This is a genomic window from Polaromonas sp. P1_G1 (assembly GCF_056405595.1).
This window is the reverse complement of record NZ_JBFUBU010000046.1, coordinates 1-22,043: the sequence shown is the minus strand read 5'-3', so window position 1 is coordinate 22,043 and position 22,043 is coordinate 1. Positions and strand designations below refer to the sequence as shown.

Annotated in this window: 12 protein-coding genes; 5 read left to right on the top strand and 7 right to left on the bottom strand. The window is 61.5% G+C overall.

Annotated elements, in window-relative coordinates; genetic code table 11:
* Positions 1-12: 12 nt before the first annotated feature.
* On the bottom strand, positions 13-939 hold the full coding sequence (locus AC1D1Y_RS20925; protein WP_477684039.1) for a hypothetical protein: 927 nt from the start codon (positions 937-939) through the stop codon (positions 13-15).
* Between the two features lie 332 nt (positions 940-1,271).
* Between AC1D1Y_RS20925 and AC1D1Y_RS20920 the strand changes: the two genes are divergently transcribed.
* On the top strand, positions 1,272-2,984 hold the full coding sequence (locus AC1D1Y_RS20920) for a ShlB/FhaC/HecB family hemolysin secretion/activation protein (protein ID WP_477684038.1): 1,713 nt from the start codon (positions 1,272-1,274) through the stop codon (positions 2,982-2,984).
* A gap of 102 nt (positions 2,985-3,086) precedes the next feature.
* Positions 3,087-12,215 (top strand): autotransporter-associated beta strand repeat-containing protein, encoded by a 9,129-nt coding sequence (locus AC1D1Y_RS20915; RefSeq protein WP_477684037.1) that lies wholly within the window; start codon positions 3,087-3,089, stop codon positions 12,213-12,215.
* An 86-nt stretch (positions 12,216-12,301) separates the two neighbouring features.
* Here the strand turns inward: AC1D1Y_RS20915 and AC1D1Y_RS20910 are convergent, their stop codons facing one another.
* The 5 genes from AC1D1Y_RS20910 to AC1D1Y_RS20890 all read right to left on the bottom strand — a co-directional run bounded on the left by AC1D1Y_RS20910 (position 12,302) and on the right by AC1D1Y_RS20890 (position 18,857).
* Complete coding sequence (locus AC1D1Y_RS20910) at positions 12,302-12,916, bottom strand: putative glycolipid-binding domain-containing protein (protein WP_477684036.1); 615 nt, start codon at positions 12,914-12,916, stop codon at positions 12,302-12,304.
* Positions 12,917-12,970: 54 nt separating this feature from the next.
* Positions 12,971-13,714: a tRNA-uridine aminocarboxypropyltransferase gene (locus AC1D1Y_RS20905; RefSeq protein ID WP_477684035.1), complete on the bottom strand. Its 744-nt coding sequence runs from the start codon at positions 13,712-13,714 to the stop codon at positions 12,971-12,973.
* 51 nt (positions 13,715-13,765) lie between these two features.
* The gene (locus tag AC1D1Y_RS20900) at positions 13,766-14,551 is read right to left on the bottom strand and encodes a DUF6602 domain-containing protein (protein ID WP_477684034.1); all 786 of its coding nucleotides are present in this window, start codon (positions 14,549-14,551) and stop codon (positions 13,766-13,768) included.
* 68 nt (positions 14,552-14,619) lie between these two features.
* The gene (locus AC1D1Y_RS20895; RefSeq protein WP_477684033.1) at positions 14,620-16,584 is read right to left on the bottom strand and encodes a UvrD-helicase domain-containing protein; all 1,965 of its coding nucleotides are present in this window, start codon (positions 16,582-16,584) and stop codon (positions 14,620-14,622) included.
* Positions 16,581-18,857: an ATP-dependent nuclease gene (locus tag AC1D1Y_RS20890; RefSeq protein ID WP_477684032.1), complete on the bottom strand. Its 2,277-nt coding sequence runs from the start codon at positions 18,855-18,857 to the stop codon at positions 16,581-16,583. Before AC1D1Y_RS20890 ends, AC1D1Y_RS20895 begins: the two co-directional genes overlap by 4 nt.
* Positions 18,858-19,152: 295 nt before the next feature.
* Here AC1D1Y_RS20890 and AC1D1Y_RS20885 point away from each other — a divergent pair, with 295 nt between their 5' ends.
* The 3 genes from AC1D1Y_RS20885 to AC1D1Y_RS20875 all read left to right on the top strand — a co-directional run bounded on the left by AC1D1Y_RS20885 (position 19,153) and on the right by AC1D1Y_RS20875 (position 21,512).
* The gene (locus AC1D1Y_RS20885) at positions 19,153-19,575 is read left to right on the top strand and encodes a YybH family protein (protein WP_477684031.1); all 423 of its coding nucleotides are present in this window, start codon (positions 19,153-19,155) and stop codon (positions 19,573-19,575) included.
* A gap of 111 nt (positions 19,576-19,686) precedes the next feature.
* Entirely contained in the window at positions 19,687-20,118 is a 432-nt protein-coding gene (locus AC1D1Y_RS20880; protein WP_477684030.1) for a YybH family protein, read from the top strand.
* A 338-nt stretch (positions 20,119-20,456) separates the two neighbouring features.
* Positions 20,457-21,512, top strand: coding sequence for an alpha/beta hydrolase (locus AC1D1Y_RS20875; protein WP_477684029.1), 1,056 nt, complete (start codon positions 20,457-20,459; stop codon positions 21,510-21,512).
* A gap of 57 nt (positions 21,513-21,569) precedes the next feature.
* Here AC1D1Y_RS20875 and AC1D1Y_RS20870 read toward each other — a convergent pair whose 3' ends face one another.
* Positions 21,570-21,821 (bottom strand): GlsB/YeaQ/YmgE family stress response membrane protein, encoded by a 252-nt coding sequence (locus AC1D1Y_RS20870; RefSeq protein WP_477684028.1) that lies wholly within the window; start codon positions 21,819-21,821, stop codon positions 21,570-21,572.
* Between the last annotated feature and the right edge of the window lie 222 nt (positions 21,822-22,043).

Below are 22,043 nucleotides of genomic sequence, written 5' to 3'. Positions count from 1 at the left end.
AGGGTTGCCCGTCTACTTGTCCCCGTCAAGAAAATAGGGCGCGTCCTGTATCGCCGCCAGCGGCAGGTAAAAGGTTTGCACCGGCACCAGCGGCAGCGGTTTCACCGACGTCGAGCTTCCGGCCGCTGCGCTTGCTGCTTCGCTACCCCCTTCCGCGGGGCGCCTGGCTTCGGCCTGCAGCGGCCGTTTACAGGCCGAGCGTATCTTTTCCAGGGCTTTTTCCGGCAGCTCCTTGCGCTCGCCAAAGCGGCTGCCGTCCATAAACAGAACGTCGTCTTTCAGCGTGGCACGCAGGTCCAGCGGCGGGCTGCCGAAGGCGGGGTCGTAGCCCACGCGCAGCGTGCTCGCATCACCGCGCCGGTACTGCACCACACGCATCCGCTTGGGCTCCCCGTTGGCATCCACCTCCGCGTCGCCGACATAAAAGTAGCGCACCTGCGCCGCCGGCAGCGGCAGCAGCTTGTAGCTTGAAGACCAACCGTTGTGGCCGTCCTTGAAGAGGCGGCGCAGGCTGGTGGGCAAGGCCTCGTCGCTGCCCGTGGCAAACGCGACCGACACGGCGCGCGAGAGGGAATGGCCATGAAAGTCAAACTCCACGCTGTCTTTCTGGCCCGGCACCGGCCGGCCAGGGACGGGGAAGACGGGAAAGACCGCACCGTTCAGCCGCACCTCTTGCAGGCGCACACCCTTGCCCTCGGCCTGCCAGCGCCCACCGGCCAGCATGTTCATCGAACCGCCCCTGAAGCCAAAACAAAAGCTGTTGTCGTCCAACAGCACCAGCTGCGCACGCGAATCGACCGAGTTCTGGCTGTATTCACCCACATAGGGCTGTTCAGCCGGGGTCAGGGCTTGCGCGGCGGCCAGCGGTAGCAAGCCAAGGGCGAAGGCGGCAAGCGTGGTGCAAAGCGGCTGGGAGGGGGAGAGGGAGAGCGGGCGCATGGGCAGTCAGTCCGGTAGGGCGAAGCCATGGAATGTATTACAGCGGGGTGTTGGATTGAAGATACAAATTGATACAAATAATGGGGGCCAAAGTAGGGCTTGGCGCGGGGGCAATTTCGAGGTTTTCGTGGGGCGGGCGGACGTGGTTTCAGGGGGAGAAATCAGTGTGACTCGACGCAGTTTTGCCCAAGCGCATGTCCCACGATCATGGGATTGCTGAAATACATTTTGAAACATATAGTACGTTTAGATAGGGTTTAACCCTCATCGGAAGCCCTTGATTAGTGCTTTCTTCTGATCCCACGGCACTCCGTACGAAAGAGAAAATGTTGTTGCGCAGCCCCAAAATCAGCCACAGAACACTGTTTGTTCTGGTCTCTTCCCTCTACGTCCTACCTGCAGTTGCACAACAGATTCGCCCCGACGCCGGGACCCTGCTGGAGCCCAACCGGCAGATTCCCACCGTTCCCGCCACCGGGGGCACTGCTCCGGTAGCCGTGCCTCAGGCGCCGGCCGCCACGGGATTCGACAGGAGCGTGCAGCTCACCCCCGCAGCCTTCCGCTTTCAGGGCAACACCGTTTTTAACGAGGCACAGCTGGCCGGCATCGTGGCCCCATTTGTGGGCAAGCAGACCGGCATGGAAGGCCTGTTCGAAGCGGCAGCCGCGGTTCGGCGGCACTACCGTGAGCATGGCTACCTGCTGACGGAAGCCTACCTGCCGGCGCAAAAATTTTCAGAGTCCGGCGGCACGGTGCTGATCCAGGTGCTGGAAGCCCGCCTGGGCAAGGCGCGGGTCGTCATGGAAGGCTCGGGCGTTTCGGAAGCACTGGCCACGCAAATCGTGCAGACACAGCTGGTACCGGGCAGCCTGATCACCGTCGACCAGCTCGAAAAACCCGTTCTGTTGCTGCGCGACCTTGCGGGCATTGAAGCCACCGCCACGGTTGAGCCGGGCGCCGCCGAGGGCGAGGCCGACATCGTCGTCAGCGTCAAGCCCGCAGGCCCGAAATTCGCCGCCGTGGTCGGGCTGGACAACATGGGAGCACGCAGCGCCGGGCGCATACGCAGCTATGTCGATGCCAGCGTCAACAACCTCACCGGCCGCGGCGACGTGCTGTCGGCGCGCGCGCAGGTCTCCGAGCGTTCCGGCTCGGAGCTCTACCGTCTCGGCTACAGCACCACCGTCGGCGGCTACGCCACCAGGCTGGGCGTCAATGCGGCCCGCGCTGAATACACACTGGGCAAGGAGTTCGCCGCTCTCGGCGCCAGCGGCCAGGTCGACGTGCTGGCCTTCTCGGTCACGCAGCCCATCATCCGCTCGCGCACAGCCAACCTCTACGCCGAACTTTCCGCCGAGCGCAAGACCCTTGCCGACCGGACCACCACGCCCGCCACCGCCAACGACAGGCGGATCCATAACGTGCGGCTGGGCATCGTGGGCAATTTCATCGACCACATGGGTTCCGACGCATTCAGCAGCTACGCGGTGAGCCTTACCCGCGGATCGCTCCGCATGGATGCGGCCACCCAGGCGCTTGACCAGAGCGTCTTCGGCCTGCGCACGGCGGGGTCCTTCAGCAAGGTCAACGTCGAGCTGCAACGCACCATGTTTGTGTCGACAGCCGGGCGTGTCAATGTCGCGGTGCAAGGGCAGTACGCCTCCAAAAACCTGACCTCCGCGGAAAAGTTCTCGCTGGGCGGTCCCACCGGCGTGCGCGGCTATCCCGTCGGCGAGGCGCTCGGAGACAACGGCGCAATCGTCACCGTCGAATACCGCCACCAGCTGCCCGACCTGGGCACCAAAATCCCGCTCTTCGGCTCCGTGTTCTACGACTGGGGCAAGGTCAGGTTCAACCGTGCAGGTTCTCCTTTCGCTACGCCGGCTACCCAGACGCTCAGCTCCGCCGGCATCGGCCTCTCGGCGGGCACGGTGGGCGACTACCTGGTCAGCAGCCACCTTGCCTGGCGCACCGGCAGCGCCGTGCCCACGATGGAGCCCGACAAAAAACCGCGGCTCTGGCTGTCCCTCCAGAAGTGGTTCTAGCCGCACAGGCCACAGCCAACCGCAGCTAGCCGCAGCCAGCCCCAGCCTCTCTTTCTCTCTTCTTTTCTTTTAGCCAGTGCACTCCTTACGTTGGAGATACCCATGACCCCCTGCCAAGCCCCGCGCGTTCGCCGTTACCGTTTTTCCGTTCGTACGGTGGTCGTCCGTCTTTCGCGAAAGCTCAGGGCAACCTACCGCATCCGCACGGGGCCCTGGCTTTCGCATTTGCTGGTGGCCGTGCTCTCAGTGACCCTGCCTTCGCTGGCCAGGGCACTGCCGCAGGGCGCCGTGCTCGAAGCCGGAGCGGCCACGGTCAGCACCCCTACCGCGTCGTCGATGGTGATCAACCAGACGACGTCCAAGGCCGTGCTGGGGTGGCAGGCCTTCAGCATCGGCCAGGGGCAGTCGGTCCAGTTCATCCAGCCCAACGCGGCTTCGGTGGCCTTGAACCGGGTGTGGGGCGGTGACGTTTCTTCCATCTACGGCAGCCTGACTTCCAACGGCCAGGTCTTCCTGCTCAACCCCGCGGGCGTGGTGTTTGCACCGGGCGCGCAAGTGAATGTGGGCGGCCTTGTAGCGTCCAGCCTGAACCTGAGCAACGCCGATTTCATGGCCGGCAAATACCAGTTCAACCAGTCCGGCGGCACCGCCGGCAGCGTCGTGAACTACGGAAATATCCAGGGCGGCTACGTGGTGCTGGCGGCTCCCAACGTTGCCAACCACGGCACCATCTCGGCGCCCGGCGGCTCCGTGGGGCTGCTGGCCGGCTCGCGCGTCAGCGTCGATCCCACGGGCGGCGGCCTGGTGAAATTTTCGGTTGACGCGGCAGCGGTCGATGCGGTGGCCTCGAACACGGGAACCATCATGGTGGACGGCGGCAAGGCCGCGGTGCTGGTTTCGTCCTTGGGCGACACCTTCTCCACCGTGATCAACCAGAGCGGCGTGATACGCGCTAACTCCATCTCCAACCAGAACGGCACCATCGTGCTGGACGGCGGAGCTTCAGGCATCGTCAAGGTCAGCGGCACGCTGGAGGCCAGGGGCGCACAGGCGGGCGAAACCGGCGGCACCGTCAAGGTGCTGGGCGAGCGCGTGGGGCTGATGGACGGAACAAGAATCGACGCCAGCGGTGACGCGGGCGGCGGCACGGTGCTGGTGGGCGGCAACTTCCAGGGCAAGGGGACGGAGCGCAATGCCAAAGTCACCTTCGTGAGTGGCGATGCCAGTATCGACGCCAGCGCCAAAACCACCGGCGACGGCGGCAAGGTTATCGTGTGGGCCGACGGCACCACGCGTTATGCGGGCAACATCAAGGCCACGGGCGGGGCGGTGAGCGGCAATGGCGGGTTTGCCGAAGTGTCGGGTAAACAGACGCTGGAGTTCACGGGCGGTGCTGATCTGAGCGCGTCGGCCGGGGACTTGGGCACGCTCTTGCTTGACCCCCTGGACATCGTCGTTGGCAACGGTGGCGCCGCCACCCCCGCGACCATAGCATTTACAGACAATCCCGGCGCCACCACAAACATCAAGGCCTCAAACCTGGCGGGGCTGAATGCCGCCATTCTCTTGCAGGCAACGAATGACATTACCGTCAACACCGCCGTTACCCTGACCAACCAGAACTTTGTTGCCCAGGCGGGCAATAACGTCAACGTCAACGCGGCGATTTCCACCGGTACCGGCATTATTTCGCTTGAGGCCGGCAAGATCGCCAGCGGCTCACCCAACGCTGCAGGCAAGGTGACGGTCAATGCTGCATTGAGCGGCAACTACGTCTCGATTTCGACCGACTCCGCCTCCGCTGTCAATGTGGTGGCAGCCCCCGTGACGGCTTTGAACGACATCAACCTCTTCGCCAACACCAGCCTGGCCGCCGGAGCAAACCTCACTGCAGCGAACCTGAACATCAACACGGGTTCGAGCAAGACCGTCACATTGGCCTCCTCCAACGTCATCGGGAATACGACCAACGTCGTCATCGACGCGAACAGCAACTTCGCGATGGGCGCGTTCAGCGACACCGTCGGCACCGTCACCGTCACGAACGGCAACATCACCGGTGCCGGCGGCGTGCTGACCGGCACCAGCTTTGCCGTTGAAAGCGGCAGCATCAGCGCCATCCTTGCCGGTACGGGCGGCCTGACCAAGACGAGCACCGGCACCGTGACGCTGTCCGGCGCCAACACCTATACCGGCGCGACGCTGGTTTCCAACGGCACGCTTGCAGCGAACAACAACAACGCATTGGGAAGCGCCGCGGCCGGCACGACTGTCAGTTCCGGCGCAACCCTGAGTCTGGGGAACATGACCAGCGCGGAAGCGCTTGACATCACCGGCACGGGCTACACGGGCCAGGGCGCAATCCGCATCGCGGGAGTGGACACGGCAACATTGACCGGGGCGATCAACCTGAGTGGCGCCTCCACCATCACCAACGCATCCCTCGGATCGCTCACGCTAGCCGGCAACATCACCGGCACCAACAACCTCACCTTCAACGACACTGGCGTCACCACCACGGTCAGCGGGGTGATCGGCACGGGGACGGGTGGGGTCACCAAGTTGGGCTCGAGCACGCTTATCTTTTCCGGTGCCAATACCTATACCGGCGTGACCAACGTCAACGCCGGCGTCCTGAGCGTGGCGGGGGGCCTTGCGATTCATGACGCCGGCAGCGTGGTTCTGAACGGCCCTGGTGTGCTCAATCTGGTGAACAGCGAAACAATCGGCTCACTCGCGGGCTCGCTCTCCAGCGTCGTCGTGTTGAATGCAAACACCCTGACGACGGGTGGCAACAACACGTCGACCACCCACTCCGGCATCATCACGGGTGGCGGCGGTGTGATCAAGCAAGGTGGCGGCACCTTCACCCTCACGAGCGCTTCAAGCTACAACGGCGGCACCACCATCAGCAACGGCCAGCTCACGCTAAGCAATGCCACGGCCGCCGGCACGGGTGCCATCGCGGTCGGCGGGAACACCCTGAACATCGCCAACGTCGCGGTTGCCAACAATGTGAGCGTGGGTAACGGCACGGTCCGGGGCACCGGCGCAAGCGCGGCCCTGAACGGCAACCTGACCCTGACCCTCGCCGGCGCAGGCACGGTTGATGCCGCGCTGGCTGGCGACGCCCTGACGGTCAATGGTGTCGCGGCTGGCGTAGGAAGTCTCACCAAGACAGGGGCCGGAACGGTGACCCTCGCCGGAACCAATACCTACACCGGCGCGACCAACGTCAACGGCGGCACGCTGCGGGCCAGCAACACGCAAGCCTCGACCGCCTACACAGTCAATACGGGAAGCACGCTGGCTCTCGGCGCCAGCGATGTGCTGGCGAACACAGCCACCATTGCCGTCAATGGCGGCACGTTTGCCATCGACGGTTTCAGCGACCAGGTTGCCAATGTCACGCTCACCAGCGGCGCTATCACCGGCGTTGGCGGTACGCTCACCGGTAGCAGCTACACGGTTGAATCTGGCACGGTCAGTGCGATCCTTGCGGGTGCCGGCGCATTGACTAAAAACACCTCCGGTACTGTCGCGCTGTCGGGCGCCAACACCTACACGGGTGCTACCAACATCAACGCCGGTGTCTTGAACATCCAGCACGCCACCGCTCTTGGCACCACGGGCGGCGCCACCACCATTGCTTCCGGCGCCGCGCTGCAGCTGCAGGGCGGCATCACGGTAGATGAGGCCATCACAGCCACTGGCACCGGCATCAGCAACACAGGCGCTATCCGCAACGTCGCCGGCGCCAACACCTTGACGGGCGCGATCACCTTGGCGGGAGCGAGCAGCATCAATTCGGATTCCAGCACGTTGAGCATTAACGGCGGCATCACGGGAACCAACACCGCGCTGACTCTAGGTGGCAACGCCAATATCCAGATTGGGTCGGCTATTACGACGGGTACAGGCACCGTTACCAAGGTCGACGCCGGGAACGTGACGCTCTCGGGTGCCAACACCTACACCGGTGCGACCACCATCAACAGCGGCACGCTTCAGTTGAATGGCGGTAACGCCATCAATAACGCGGGCGCTGTCGTCGTGAACGCCGGAACGCTACAACTGAATAACAGTGAAGTCATTGGCTCGCTGGCCGGCGCTGGCGGCACGGTGACCTTGGCCGCAAGCACCCTCACCACCGGCGGCGACAACAGCTCGACCACGTTCTCGGGCGCCATCTCTGGCCCTGGTAGCTTGATCAAGCAGGGCACGGGCAATCAAACCCTGGCTGGTGCATCCAATTACAGCGGCGGCACCACCATCAGCAACGGCCAGCTCACGCTGGGCAATGCCACGGCCGCCGGCACGGGTGCTATCGCAGTCGGCGCGAACACCCTGACCGTGGACGGCGTGACGGTGGCCAATAGCGCCAGCGTCAACGGCGGCACGATTCGCGCCACGAACGGCATCATGACCGGCGCGGTCAACCTGATCGGCGACGCGACGCTGGCCACCACCGCGGGCGGCAACTCGCTGGTCATGTCCGGCGTTATCAGCGGCAGCGGCAATGTGACCAAGACGGGTGCGGGCGCCACGGCACTCACGGGTAGCAACACCTACACCGGCACCACAACGGTCAGCGCGGGCACGCTGAGCGTGGCCGGGAATGCCCTGGCTGACAATGCCGCGACGACGGTCGCCGCGGGCGCGACGCTGGCACTGACGGGCGCCGAGACGGTGGGCTCATTGGCCGGCGCCGGCGCGGTGACCCTGGGTGCCAACACCCTCACCACCGGCGGTGACAACACCTCCACCACCTACTCCGGCGTTGCCTCCGGCACCGGCGGCCTCACCAAACTCGGCACGGGCACCATGACCCTGTCGGGTGCCAACACCTTCACGGGCGCGACGGCGGTCAGCGCCGGCACGCTCAGCGTGAACGGCTCGTCGCTGTCGGACACGGCGGCCACCACAGTGGCTGCTGGCGCGACGCTGAGCCTCGCGGGCAGCGAGACGGTGGGCTCGATCGCGGGTGCGGGTAACGTCGTTCTCGGCGGTGCGCTGACTGCGGGCGGCGACAACACCTCGACGACGCTGTCAGGCATCGTCTCAGGCGCAGGCGCCTTGAACAAGGTTGGAACGGGCGCTCTCACGCTCACAGCCAACAACACCAACAGCGGTGCCGTCAACGTCAACGCCGGCAGCCTGGTCATCAGCGGCCCAGCCGCCGGCGTCGGCAGCGGCGCGATCACCATGACCGGCTCGCTGCTCGTGAACGATGGTGCGGTGGTGAGCAACAACATTTCCGCAGCGGGCGGCAGCACCTTGGGCAACACCTCGGGGACGGGCCGGATCAACGGCAACGTGGCCTTGACCGGCAACGCCACACTATCCGGCACCGGCACCGGCCTGGACGTCTACGGCAGGATCAGCGGGGCCAACCAGGTGACGACGGCGGGCAACGTCATGGTCGCCAACGCCAACACCTACAGCGGCGGTACCACCATCGGTGCCGGCAGCGTCTTCACCGTCTGGAATCACACAGGCGCGGGCACTGGCGCGATCGATGTCGGATCCAACACGCTGGTGCTCATTGGCGGCACCAACATGGCCAACAGCGTCAGCGTCAACGGCGGCACCATCCGCGGCACGACCGCCGCCATGACCGGCGCGGTCAACCTGATCGGCGACGCCACGCTGGCGACTACCGCGGGCGGCGACACGCTGGTCATGTCCGGCGCCGTCAGCGGCAGCGGCAACGTGACCAAGACGGGCGCGGGCACCACAACACTCTCGGGTAACAACAGCTACACCGGCACCACAACGGTCAGCGCGGGCACGCTGAGCGTGGCCGGGAATGCCCTGGCTAACAATGCCGCGACGACGGTTGCCGCAGGCGCGACGCTGGCACTGACGGGCGCCGAGACGGTGGGCTCATTGGCCGGCGCCGGCGCGGTGACCCTGGGCGCGAATACCCTCACCACTGGTGGCGACAACACCTCCACCATCTTCTCCGGTGTTGCTTCGGGAACCGGTGGGCTGACCAAAACCGGCACGGGCACGCTGAACCTGTCCGGCAACAGCTCGTATACCGGCAGCACCACCGTGAATGCCGGCACACTCCAGGTCACCGGCACCAACGCGTCCTCGGCCGTCACCGTCAACAACACCGGCACACTGCGCCTCGGCGCGGCTAATGTCCTCGCCAACACGGCCGGCGTGACGATTGCCACCGGCGGCACGATGGACCTGAACGGCTTCAGCGACACCGTCCTCACCGCGGGCATCAACGGCACGTTGACGGGAACCGGTACGCTGCAGGCCACTACCTACAACATGAACGGCGGCACCGTGGCCCTGGGCTCCGCCCTTGGCACCGGCACGCTGAACAGCACGCTGGCGTCCACCTTGAACGGCACCGCCGCCGTGACAACCGTCAACGTCAATTCCGGCACGCTGACGCTGGGCAACACGGCCAACCGGCTCACAGGCGCCGGAGCCGCCATCACGATTGCCGGCGGCGCCACGCTGAACACCGGCACGGCATCGCAGAACCTGGGCGGCGGTACTGCTGTGGTCGTGAACAACGGCGCACTGGTCACCACGGCCGCCATCGGCGCGACGTCCGTGGCAGGCACGGGCACCGCCAGCCTGGGCGGTGGCGTCTTCACCACCGGCGCACAGACATACGGCGCGGTCACGCTGACCAACGACGCCGTCCTGGCCGGCAGCAATGTCACCGTCAACGGCACCGTTAGCGGCGCCAACAATCTTGTCGTCAACAGCACCGGGGCCACGGCCTTCAATGGCGCGGTCAACATTGCTTCATTGGTGACGGACGCCGGCGGCACGACAAGCCTGGGCAATGTGACGACCACCGGGCAACAGAATTACGGCGACAACGTCACCCTGAACGGCAGCTACGCCACCACCAACAGCCTCTTCATCGTTGGCGGCACCACCACCCTGGCGGGGACCTCATCGGTCAGCACCGGCTCAGGGGCCGTCAACTTTGGCTCCACCGTGGCCGGCACGGGCGGCACCGAGTCTTTGACCACCACCAACACCGGGCCCCTCAGCTTTGGCGGCGCCATCAGCAACCTCAACAACCTGACCATTGTCGGCGGCCCCACGGCCGTGTCGCTGCCCACCACCACATTGAATGGAACGCTTGACGTCACCACTTCCGGCGCCCTGACGCAGACTGGCGCGCTCACGGCCGCGGTGGTACGCGGCGTGTCGACCGGGCAGTTCAATCTGAACAACGCGGCCAATGCCATCGGTTCGCTCGGCCCGATTTCCGGATCCAGCGTGCTGGTGACCGACAGCGCTTCCGGGTTGTCCCTGGCTGGCCCCGTGACCGCAACTTCGGGCACTGTGGGCATTCAGACCAGCGGCGGCACCCTGGCCATCGGCGCCAACGCCGTGCAAGGCGCCACCGGCGTCTCGCTGACCGCCCTGGGCGCAAACGGCGACATCACTTCCGCCGCGGGCGGCACGGTAACGGCAACGCTCGGCAACGTGGCCATGAGCGCTGGCCAAAACATCACCCTGGGCGCAACCGTCAGCGCCAACGGGGCGGGTGGCACGGTAGCACTCGGCATTGGTGGCTCAACCGCCGGCGCGTTTACTACAACGGCCGCCATTGCGTCCACCGCAGGCACCACCATCAGCGGTGGCAGCAACGCCGACAGCTTCGACTTCAGCAGTGCGCCGGCTTTCAACGCAACCGTTTCCGGCGGCGCGGGCACCAACACGCTCACCGGCCGCAACACCGCTGCGTCCTACACCCTGACGGGCGCAAACGCCGGCAATGGCGACGGGCTTACCTTTACCGGCATCAACACCTTGACCGGCGGCTCGGCCAATGACACCTTCACCCTTGCAGCCTCGGTGCCCACTTTCAACGGCACCATTGCAGGCGGCGGCGGCACCAACACACTGGCCACCACCGACGGCACCAACGCCTGGGCCGTCACGGGCGCCGATACGGGTACGCTCAATACGAGCACCGGCTTCAGCGCCATCAGCAACCTCTCGGGCGGCACAGGCGCCGACACCTTCACCTTTGCCGATGCGGGCTCTGTTGCCGGAACGGTTGCAGGCGGCGCAACGGCCTCGGTGGACACGGTTGACCTGAGCGCGAAAACAGGGCTTGTGGCCATCAACACGCAAACCGGCGTGGCCACGGGCTCTGCAGGCACCAGCGGCATTGAAGCCTTCATAGGCAACGGCGCCAACACCACCCTCACCAGTGCGGCCTTCAGCCTCACCGGCGCCAACAGCGGCACGGCCGACGCAGGCATTGCCTACAGCGGCGTTGCCAACCTGCAAGGGGCGGCTGTGGCCAACACCATCGCCGGCAACGGCGGCAGCGTCACCGGCACCATCACAGACGGCGGCGCGGGCACAACCCTCTCCGGCGTCATCACCAGTACAGGCGCGCAAACCTTCAACGGCCCTGTCACCCTGGGTGCGGCCACCACGCTTGCCGCAGGCAGCATCAACCTCACCGGCACGGTGGGCGGTGCGCAGGCCTTGACCCTCAACAGCAGCGGCGCCACCACGCTGGGCGGCACGGTCAACGTGGCCTCCTTGGCGACAAATGCGGCAGGTACCACCTCCATCGGGGCAAACGYCACCACCACCGGCGCCCAGAGTTACGGCGACCCCGTCACCCTGACAGCCAACGCCGTATTGGCCAGTACCGGCGGCGGCGCCATCGGCTTTGCCAGCACTGTCAACGGCGCGCAGACATTGACGGTGAACACCACGGGTGCCACCAGCTTTGGCGGCACTGTTGGGGCAACGACCGCGCTGACCTCGCTGACCACCAACGCCGGCGGCACCACCAGCCTGGGCGGCAACGTTAAAACCACCGGCGCGCAAAGCTACGGCGACAACGTGACCGTGTCACCCGGCGTCACCGTCACCAGCACCGGCGGGGGCAACATCAGCTTCCTGGGCACCCTGACAGGAGGCGTCACCATCGCCACCACCGGCACCATCGTCCAGCCGCCGCCACCGCCAGTGGTACCCGCGACCGCTTCGGGTGCGGGCAGCCTTGCCGGCTCCGATGCTTCCCGGCTGAGCAGCGTCATCGCCGCGGCAGAAGGTGACCTGGCCAATGGCGGCAGCCGTGAAGAAAAGTCACTGCCGGCCGGCAATGCACTGCTTCGCTCCCTGGCCGACTTGCAGAAGATGAAGGCGCCGCTGGACTTTGGCGCCGGCACGATTCTCCGCTCCACGTGTTCATTGGATCAAGGCGGCTGCCAGTAAGCAGATTTCAGGCACGGGGATAAGCGAGCCTGCCGGCTCGCGCGCCCGGGTGCAAGCCCGGGCGCCTGTCTCAGGCCCTCAGGTCTTCAGGCCTTCACGCGCCGGAACAGCTCGGGGTAGTCCAGCACGAGGCCGTCTTTGTCCACCGGCAGTTCGGCCTTGAAGCCGGTTCCATCGAGGTTCTCAAAAAGGTAGAGCCTGTCGCGCACGCGCGTGTAGGCCTGTGGCTGCGGCTTGACCGTCAATTCCGTCCCCAGCACCCAGGCCATGCGAAAGCTGCGCCGCTCCCCCACGGCCAGGGGCTCGCGAAGTATCGGAAAGCTGTTGGTAAACGGCGTGGGCCAGATGTCGATGTCCAGGCATCCGTCCAGATCGGCCAGCGGCCGGCCCTCGCCATCCTGCCAATGACCCTTGCCGTCGGTGCGCAGGCTCAGCAGCCGGTTGGCGCCGGCTTTGGCCAGGAAGAAGTCGGCGCTGCGAAGCTGCCAGGCCTCGTCCCAGTAGAGCCTGTAGGCCAGGCGGAAGGGCTCGTCATCTTCATCGACCGCCAGCACCACGCTGTCGGCCTGGCCCTGCGCCAGCAGCAAGTGCTCCAGCCCCAGGCCTGGCGAAGCGGGGTTCCATGTGGGCTGCCAGCAGATCGTTCGAAAAGAAGAAGAGGAAGCATCGTGCACCATGGGCGTGACCCTTTCGAAGGGCAACCATTGTGCGCCGGGCCGGCGCTTGGCTGCCAGTGCCCGCCGCTTGAGACTTGTCTACAAACGTAAGCCGCGCAAACGCTGGTGCGCCGCGTCTTCCAGATCCAGCGGTTGCTGCTGCTTGGCCTTCAAATAGTGGTTGGTGAACACGTCGAGATAAGCCTCCAGCGTCTCGGCCACATGGACCTCCCCGGCCAGCGCCAGGCACAGGGCGGCGACTTCCGAGGTGCAGAAATGCTCGTCACGCTGCGAGCGCCTTAACTTGTAGCGCGAGAGCTGCTCGCTCTGCAAACTCAGCACCGGCAGCTTGTCGAGGTAAGGGCTTTTGCGAAACATTTTTCGCGCCTCGGGCCAGGTCGCGTCCAGCAGCACAAACAGCGGGCGCTTGGCTTGTTGCTTGCCATCGCTTGGGTCGGAGGGCGGCAAGACCTCGGTCACCACCCGCTCCGCCGCCACAAACTCGCCGGGAAAAACCAGATAAGGCTGCCACTGCGGGTCCGCCAGCAAGGCAAGCAGGCCGGGGTCCACCACGGTGCGCGCCCACTCAAACGCAAAGGTATCGGGGACCACATCGGCAATCAGCCAGCCCGTGTTGCTGGGCTTGAGCGCCTCGATGTCCGCCATCACCAGGCACACACCGGCACGAACACCCGGCACGGCCGGCCGCAAGGCGCACATGCAATGGCTGGGAATCAGCCGGCAGGCGGCACAGCGCTCATTGCGCGGCCCGCCGCGGGCTAAAAAAGGTTTGGAGGCGCGCGCCAGGCGGGCGGTGCGCAGGCGGGAGACGGCGTGGGGCATGGAAAACTAGATTCTTGAAAAGGTCGTAGCATAGACTTGATCCAAGACTTCTCAATATGACTGCGGGGTCGTTTCTCCTAAGCGTAAGAAGAAACTTCGATGTCGTTCCTTGCCGCGCGGTAATGGAAACCATGCGAAAGAGGCGGTGGAGTGATCTACTGATGATATGAAATCTATCAGGTTCCCCATGAAGTAAGACGGAGCAACTCCTTCGATGCCGTATGAATGCCAAACTGGACCGGACGCTGAGCTGCTTACCAGTTCACCCTCTGGCCAATAACGAATAAACGAGTTCCTTCCGGCTGAAACGCAGTTTATGGGTCTTCCGGTGATCTGGTATGCCCGACCGACCGCTGCCAAGCAAGATTTTTGGATGGCATCTGTACCTTCAAAGATAAAGAGTCCGGTCCAAATTGAATCTCGGTGGGTTAAGTTGTGACACATGCATTCAATTCGAGAAAGCTTTTCCGCGGCTTGCACCATTTCGGTCTCGGTTCTTAATTCGGTTTTGACTTCGATAACTGCAAGCACTGCATCTGGCGTGACAACCAATAGGTCGCCGTCTCTAAAGAGAGTGGGTTTGTTCGAATCAATCACAAGAATGTCGATTTGAGAAGAGCTTGCCGTTGGCGTTACTATGAACCCGCGACCTATCGTCACTGATTGGGGCAAGTGCCTTCGCAATACGCTTCGAAGGGCAACTTCTTTGGATTCGCCGTCGGTGGGCCAGTGACGAACTAAATTTCGAATGCGATCCTTAACGGAATACAGTTCGTTCGTCACGGATTGGTGAAATTCTCGAAGATTTGGTGCCGCTGCTATTTGGCTTGTTCTCATGACATCTCCAGGCTCATCTCAATCTCTGCGATCTGCGATCTGCGCGACCGTAAATAATTCATCAGCCATCACTCAAGCTCATTCAGCAAGTGCATCGCTGCCTGAGGGAAGAGGCCGAGAGCCGTGATTTGCTGCTGGGCCATCGCGATCTCATTAGTAAAGAATATGACCACCAGATCTTGTAGAGCACGTGTACAGCAAACGTAAAAGAGACGCCGAGTCCTTTCGACTGCTGTTTCCTTACCCTCAAGCTTGTTCGTCTCGTCCCTTTTTGATAACGGTTTTATGCCCAAGTACTTATCGTAGGAAAACTGGACATGGGTTCCTTCGTCATCGTCCAGAATCACAAGAACCCGTTCGAATTCCGCTCCCTTGATGCCTTGCTGGGTCGAAAATGGAGACTCCTCAGTTATGTAGTTGTAGTAACTCCAGAACTGTGCTGCCGGGCAGGCGAAAAATGCATCCATTGCTGCCACCTCCTTCGCTAGCCTTTCACCCTCGTCGTCGTCGTCCTCTTCCTCATCTTCCTCCTCCTCTATGGTTCCATCGGGATCGTGCCCTTGTGGTTCGACTGGCGCTGGTAGATCCAAATATGAAAGTAGTCTTGGATCTAGGTCGATCGCTCCCGAATCATGAAGATGACGAAGGACCTCGGCAACAGTTGATGCTGATCCCGGCGTCATCATTTGTTGAAGATCTTCCGTAAATTGACGCAGCTTTATGAGTTGCTCCGCTACGTCAATTCCTTTCAATTTTTCACGAGCTAATAGCGAAGATTGACTCCTAAGAATCTGCATTACATCGAACTCTTTGCCTTTCATGCTGGCATCCACCAATGGCAGAACAAAGCTTTTGAATGGCCGGAGTGGCCAGGCGGTTCCATCTAGAAAACCATTCTTGAATTTGTTCGGGGCTTTGTCATTCAGCGCCGCATACAAATCAGCGAATCCCAGTCGCTTAGCAGCCATTCGGTGAACAATGACAAGGAGCTTCACGCCTTCGGCATCCGTATCAGCAGCCCATACGGGATCGTTGCTCTTCGCTGAGAACCAGCCACGCACCTGTGCAACTCGCTGGTCCCGTTTCTCGTCGATGGGAAGTATGAAAATGTGAGCGCTTCCTGGAGCACTAACTAAAGCATCCTCCGGTCCAGTCATTCTGCCGCGCGTTTGAACTAGACCATCTCCGTCGCGACGGATTGCATTTGCCACGCGGAGAACAGTGGCAGGACAACGGAAATTCTCCGGCTTAGTGATATTCGCCCAATGCGGACCCGGTGAAATTGCGCCAATCCCTGTGGGGTAGATGCGCTGCATCGGGTCGCCAAAGAACCCGATACAAAACTGAGCTCCCATCTGTTCGTCTATTGCTTTGAGAGCAGTTACGACATTTTCCATCGTGTCCTGGCTCTCATCAACAAAGAGAAACGGGTACTGTTGGGCAACAAGTGTTCGCATCAATGGGCGCTCAGCAATAAACTGCGGCACCATTTTGATGATGTCGTCGTGCCCGAGAATTCCTTTTACGTAGTTGCTACCGGTTCCATAAGTGAACGAGCGAACTCGACCTATCCGATCGCGCTGCTGTTCATACCGAGCAATGTCACTCTGATTCTTGTCCCGCGTCCGTTGTTGCACCCGAGGTCCAAAATTTGTCGCTGTATTCCTTAGCTCTTCAAGTTTTTCGTCAATTCGATTTGTGACCCATTCATGAATGTCAGATTGAAATGAGCGAATTAATGACCAAAGAAAGCTATGGATGGTGGAAACCTGGACAAGGGGGTTGTTTCCCACGTCCGCCCAAATCTCTCCGGCTGCTACCAACGTATAGGTAATACAAGCAACCTTTTGTCGACGTAGCTTTAGCTTCTCCCCATGCTTATTGAGAATCTCCGTCAGTCCTTTGATCAGGGATGTGGTCTTTCCAGAGCCTGCTCCCGCAATCATTAGAAAGCTGCGCGGAGGCGACGCGTTTATGCAATCGTAAAGCGTCTGATCCGCCGCAGTGTCTTTCTGCTGTGCGCGGCTAGTCATTTCACCGCCTGAGTAGGTGCCACCAGATCACCAGCAGCAGCAGCGGCCGCCGGCTCAGTCGCGTCCGGTAGAGGCACAGGCAACTCGAGGTTTACCACGCTATTAAGCCAGTGCAACCCTTCCTTTATGTAGAGAGGCACATTCCAATTTGCTGGGGGTTCAGTCAGAACACCTAAGGCAAATTTCGTTTTATCAAACGATTTTCCGTTAACTCGTTTGTGAAGAGCAGATGCCAGTGCATCGGGCGTGGCGAAAGCTCCTCGAAGCTTCAGACCGACGTGGCGTTGAGCTTCATCCTGGCTCCACTTCGCATTTTCAAGACCGAATGCTTCTTCGAGAGTGCGCCCGCATAGATCGGTTGTCGAGCCATTCCATGTCACGGCCGTTGGAACTTGATAGGTCACGCGAACCTTGAATCCGTTACCGCCTTCCGCCATATGCAGTTTGTCGGTAGCTGTTGCGAGCAGCAACTCTGCTACCGTCTGCTTCCTGGGTAGCCATTGGATCAACGTTTGATTTGAGGTAAGTGCGTCGGGCACAGATGGCAAGCATGCCGTGCCGGCTTTCTTCACAGGAGGATTGCCAGCTTCGACATCTGGAACTTCGAACTCGGTGCTTTCGTTCTCATCCTCCTCCGCACCAGCGGCCAGTCTCACACTGTCCAAGTCAGTTATCACCAGCGCTACGAGACCAAGAAATTCAATCAACGACTTAAAACGGTGGCCAAAGGCGCCACCTACCTCAAGAATAGAAAGACAAGCGGACCGTAGGGATACCGCCTCCTTCTCAAGCATGACCGGCAGCAGTAAGCGTTCGACATTGCCCTCCACGAGGATGACGGCATCCGCAAAGAAAAGATCGCAGTGAGTTAATTTCAGATACCGTTGCAGAAAATCGCGATCATTGGGCGTTTGACTATAAAACGCCGAGAGGTTTAGGACCTCAGTTGTTTGTTCTCCTGCAATATTTTTTCGCCTGAAATAACGGATGGGTTGAAACCCTCGTTCGTAAAGGATGTGAGGCGAGTGAGTCGTTACAACGGTTTGGCTATGAAACGCACCGCCAGCTCCCGACTCGTTCTTAATCAAGTCGAGAACATTGCGAATGAAAACTTGTTGTAGCTGAGCGTGAAGATGAGCTTCTGGTTCTTCTATGAATATTAGGTGTAGTGGAGCACGTTGTTCCTTGTCTGCGACCCATCTTCCATGAAGGTCAAGTATCTCCACCACCATGTAGATCAAATTCTTAAAGCCAAGACCGTTGTAGGTATCGGGAAGTCTTAAGGCCTCTGCACCATCGCCTAGAACGTAGTGCACGCGAGCGTCCTGACTACTCATGATCGTGGCTGGATTGAGTGCTGATTTGATTTCTAGCTGCGGATTGTGGAGCCCAGGATAGCCAAGCTTCGAGAGGCGGCCGAGGGTATCCTTGAAGACGTCGGCAAGATGATCATTCAGTCCGGCCTCCGAGTCGAAGAGTGCCCTAAGCGCACTGTGATCTTCCTGCCGCTGATTGAGATTTCTCTTATAGAACTTGCTTAGTCTTTTGGAGAGATCTTCCGCTCGCCCGGCACTCGCACCTGCGACCGGATCTGCTAGATGTCGTTGAGCTCCCAAGTTGTCAACCTTGAGAAGGGATTTCAGAATCGCGGCGCCGCCTGGTTCTTTCCCAATTAACTGGGGCTCATATCCGTCGCGTGGCTTGTGTTTGTCATCGAATTGAGCACGATCAAGGATGTAATACTTAAATTCGAACTCACTTAAAAGTTCATTTTTTAGGTAGTCGGTGAGGCTTTTTGGCCATGGCACGTATTTTTCGTTATCTCGCTTTTCTAGAGCGGCGGCCATCCGCTGAGCTTCTGTTCGAGTGGTGCGGAACTTTCCTATTAGTTCTGCAGGATTGCGTGGCGCAAGCTCTATCCGCATGCCGACTTGTGTTCCTGCCCATGCCGTGCTCGGCAGAAGCGGCAGTACGAGGTATAGGTCGGTTGGCGTTACTTCGAACCACAAGTCCAAGCTGATTGACGGTAATGGAGGCTGCTTTACACCGCCGTCAAGATTCCCGATATCGTCCAAAGTTTTCCAACACACCGAACTGAAATCGTATAGGGAGAATTTTTCCTTCAAACCGGATGCAAATGCATATAGGGCCTGTGTGGCTGATGTCTTACCACTATTGTTTGATCCAACAAAAATGGAAATATCGGGGGCGAGTTCGATATGAACATCTTGCAGGCGTCGATAGTTTTTTATTCTGTAAGAGTGGAGATACATGCTTCTCGTCCCTGGTAGTTCATCTGTGCGCGATTTGTTGACTCGTGATTTGCTCTGCACACGGCGCGGTCATCTACTAACACTTTGTGACAACCATCATGGACCCGAACTCGCGCCATAGCTAGGGTGCTTCTGCGGTCAGACCAACCAGAACACCCTGGTTTGGCTGGGTATCGCATGTGAATATTCACCAAAGCGTCATTGGGGTGCGATTTCTCCGCTTTCCCCCTCCTCCCTTGTCCTACGCGGCCGCCCCGTGCGCCAGGCTTAGCGTGTCCTTTTAAGGAGAGACACCATGAGCCAACAACAGCAGGATTTCAAAACCTTTATGAAAGAGCGGCAGCAGGTCGCGGCCGCTTATGTGAGCGGCGACGCGGGTCCGCTGGGGCGCATCGTGGCGCAGCAGTCACCGGCCAGTTTTATGAGCCCGGGCGGCGGTGTCGTGAAGGGCACCCAAGCCGTGTGGTCGCGTTATGAAAAAGATGCCGGCCGGTTTGAGCCGGGCAGCACGACCGAACTGGAAATCATCGACATGGCGGCGGGCGACACCGTCGCCTACTGGACGGGTATCCAACAGGCGCAGGCGCGCATGAAGGGCCAGGCCGAAGCCGTGGCGAACAAGCTGCGGGTGACCGAAGTGTTCAGGCGGGAAGGGGATTCATGGAAGCTGGTGCATCGGCATGCCGACCCCTTGACTGACGCCAAAGCGCCGCACTAGCGCCGGTAGCTTTCTCCACGCCGGGCAGGGAACCTCAAGCCGCTCATCCCTTGTCCTACGCGGCGCGTTGCGCGCCGGTCTTACTTTGGCCTTTTGACAAGGAGCAGCAAGATGGCCACTACTACCTCTCACAAAGCACAGCAGGAGTTCAAGACCTTCATGAAAGAGCGGCAGCAGACCGCGGCCGCGTATGTGAGCGGCAATGCCGGGCCGCTGGCGCATATCGTCGCGCTGGAATCCCCGGCCACCTTTATGGGCCCGGGCGGCGGCATGGTGAAGGGGACGCAGGAGGTCTGGGCGCGTTATGAACGCGATGCGCTGATCTTCGAGCCCATAGGCACGACGCAGCTTGAAGTCGTCGAGATGGCGGCGGGCGACAGCGTGGCTTACTGGACGGGTTACCAGAAGGCGGTGGCACGCATGAAGGGCCGCAGCGATGCCGTGGCCATGACCTTGCGGGTGACGGAGGTGTTTCGGCGAGAGCGGGATGCGTGGAAGCTGGTGCACCGCCACGCCGACCCGCTGGCTGAAGCCAAGATGTAAAAATGTAGCCCCCACGCTTCCCCACTTCGTGTGGCCTTCGGCCTCTGTCCCTGCCCCTTTCATCACATAAGGGGCCGCTGCGCCTGAGGCCCGGCAAAGCCGGTTCCTCGGCCCTTGCTGGTAAAGACGGAACGCCGCATTGCGCGGTTTCGCCGTTGCGGTACCAGCCCTTGGCCATGCCCGGATAAGTCGCAACAAAGGAGCCGCAATGCCGATCCTTCCGGGCATTAGTTCCCCCTTTTTTCTGGCTTCTTCCCATCCAATCGAAGGATGGCTGCGCGTAAACCTTGTCCCAAAATGAAACGGCTTCAAGGTTGACCCACATCAAGGAGGAAGACATGCTGATATTCACGAACAGGGAGGTTGATGACAGCAAACGGGATGAAGCCGCGTTCGGCCGCGCATTCAAACCGTTTGACACCCGGCTGGGCCTCGCAACGGTGGAAAAAAAGGGTGGTTCGAAATGGCAGTTGACGAACATCGATGCGGACGTCAGCAACCAGGATGCGCGCGACGTGCTGGGGCCTTTGTTCAACGGGCGAAAGCCGGTGCTTGTCTACATCCACGGCAACAACAACTCGCCGGCCAAGTGTTTTGAGCGCTGCGACCGGCTGCGTGCGCTATACAGCGTGGAGGTGGTGGGCTTCTCCTGGGCATCGGAAGGGTTCACGCCCGAAGGCCCCTCACTGCCGGGCGTGCCCGTGCCGGATACCGACGACGAGGACGACCTCAAGGGCATCAAGGGCGGCAATGACGGCAACACGGAGAAAGCCGGCATCCAGGGGAAGATCCGCCGCTACCACCAGGCCAAAACCAATGCGCAACATTCGGCGCAGGCCCTGGCCAGGTTTCTGCGCATGGTAGCCGCCGCCAGGCTGATCGCCAACCAGCCTTTCACGCTGGCCGCGCACAGCCTTGGCGTCCACTTTCTCCAGAACTCACTGGACGTCAGCGGCGCGTCGGAGTCGCTTGCCACGGCGCACAACGTCGCGCTGCTCGCGGCCTGCGCCCGCGCCGCGGGCCACGCGGACTGGCTCGCCAAAATCCGCCCCAAAGGCCAGGTGTTTGTGACCTACAACAAGGGCGACACGGTGCTCTTCGCGGCGAACGTCGCGGACGGGGCGCAAATCAAGCTGGGCGGCGACCTGACCGAGTTTTCACAAATCCCCGGTGTGCGCTACATCTCTTTTACGGGCGGCCAGGTGGGCGCCTGGGGACATCGCTATTTCCTGCGCGACAACATGCCGGACAAAGCCCTGAAGATCTTCACGCGGATGTTCAGTTCGGAGAGGGACATCCAGGACGGCGAAATCCCGCGCAAGATTTACCCGGTGGGCTGCGACGCTGACGGGCGCATTTGCTATATGGCCGGCCCGGCTGTTGAAGACCGCTGAGCGTTGCCTCTTCTTGCGCTGGGGCGGGATGGGGCTGCCGGCGTCGTCCGGCATCGCCTAGTTCCTGGCCGACACCAGCCGGTAGGCGACGAGCAGCACGAGGGCGCCCAGCACGCCGGCGATAAAACCCGCAGTCTCGCCGTTGCGGTACCAGCCCATGGCCATGCCCAGATAAGTTGCGACAAAGGAGCCGGCGATGCCGATCAGCGCGGTGATGATGAAGCCGCCGGGGTCGCAGCCGGGCATCAGGAACTTGGCGACCAAGCCGATGATGAAGCCGATAAGAATGGTCCAGAGGATGGTGGTCATGCGCTTCTCCTGGTGGGTGGGTGGGTGGCAGGCGGGTTGCCTGCTTGCCAGCGTGGCGGGGCCGGGAGGTGCGGCTTATCGGCGGGGAATCCGCGGGGATGTAGGAGAAGGACTTTGCTCCTTCCTCCGCTGGGGGAAGGTTGGGATGGGGGCTGGCGGCGCTTGAAGTTGCACCGRGGCTGATCAAMGGCCGCTGGCCCCCACCCCACCCTCCCCCAGCGC